We start from the raw sequence: 1141 nt of genomic DNA on the forward strand, positions 1-1141 counted from the left end.
TCAATACAGTACCACGCTTCGGATGCTTGTCCCCGAATGCATGAGCTCGAAGCCCTTGTTGATGTCTTCGAGGGCCAAGGTGTGGGTGATCATCGGATCGATCTCGATCTTGCCCTGCATGTACCAGTCGACGATCTTTGGGACGTCGGTGCGGCCGCGGGCGCCGCCGAAGGCGGTGCCCATCCAGGAGCGGCCGGTGACCAGCTGGAACGGCCGGGTGGAGATCTCCTGGCCGGCGCCGGCCACGCCGATGACCACCGACTTGCCCCAGCCGCGATGGCTGGCTTCCAGCGCCTGGCGCATCACCTTGGTGTTGCCGGTGCAGTCGAAGGTGTAGTCGGCGCCACCGATCTGGTCGGCACCGCGCTTCGTCATGTTGACGAGGTAGGGCACGATGTCGTCGCCGACCTCTTTCGGATTGACGAAATGCGTCATGCCGAAGCGCTCGCCCCAGGCCTTCTTGTCGTTGTTGAGATCGACGCCGATGATCATGTCGGCACCGGCAAGCCGCAAGCCCTGGATGACGTTGAGGCCGATGCCGCCAAGCCCGAAGACGATGGCGGTCGATCCGATCTCCACCTTGGCGGTGTTGATCACCGCACCGATGCCGGTGGTGACACCGCAGCCGATGTAGCAGATCTTGTCGAAGGGGGCGTCCGGATTGACCTTGGCAACGGCAATCTCCGGCAGCACCGTGTAATTGGCGAAGGTCGAGCAGCCCATGTAGTGGTGGATCTTGTCCTTGCCGATCGAGAAGCGCGAGGTGCCATCCGGCATCAGGCCTTGCCCCTGCGTGGAGCGGATCGCGGTGCACAGGTTGGTCTTGCGCGACAGGCAGGACGGGCATTCACGGCATTCCGGCGTATAGAGCGGAATGACATGGTCGCCCTTCTTCACCGAGGTCACACCCGGGCCGACATCGACGACGATGCCGGCGCCCTCATGGCCGAGGATGGCCGGAAACAGACCTTCCGGATCGGCGCCCGACAGGGTGAAGTCGTCGGTGTGGCAGATGCCGGTCGCCTTCACCTCGACCAGCACCTCGCCGGCCCGTGGCCCCTCCAGCTGAACGGTCATCACTTCAAGCGGCTTGCCAGCCTCAACGGCAACGGCGGCGCGAACGTCCATGTCGAATTCCTCC

1 protein-coding gene is annotated in these 1141 nt (G+C 63.8%); it reads right to left on the reverse strand.

Features of this window, described 5'->3' with window-relative positions; genetic code table 11:
• Entirely contained in the window at window positions 1–1128 is a 1128-nt protein-coding gene (locus PMI09_RS10155) for an S-(hydroxymethyl)glutathione dehydrogenase/class III alcohol dehydrogenase (RefSeq protein ID WP_007792251.1), read from the reverse strand.
• Window positions 1129–1141 lie beyond the last annotated feature (13 nt).

It is taken from the genome of Rhizobium sp. CF122 (assembly GCF_000282035.1).
In the GTDB taxonomy this organism is placed as follows: Bacteria; Pseudomonadota; Alphaproteobacteria; order Rhizobiales; family Rhizobiaceae; genus Rhizobium.

Excerpts from the sequence above, each read along its gene's own strand:
- PMI09_RS10155 (WP_007792251.1), bottom strand. The coding sequence starts at position 1,128 with ATGGACGTTCGCGCCGCCGTTGCCGTTGAGGCTGGCAAGCCGCTTGAA.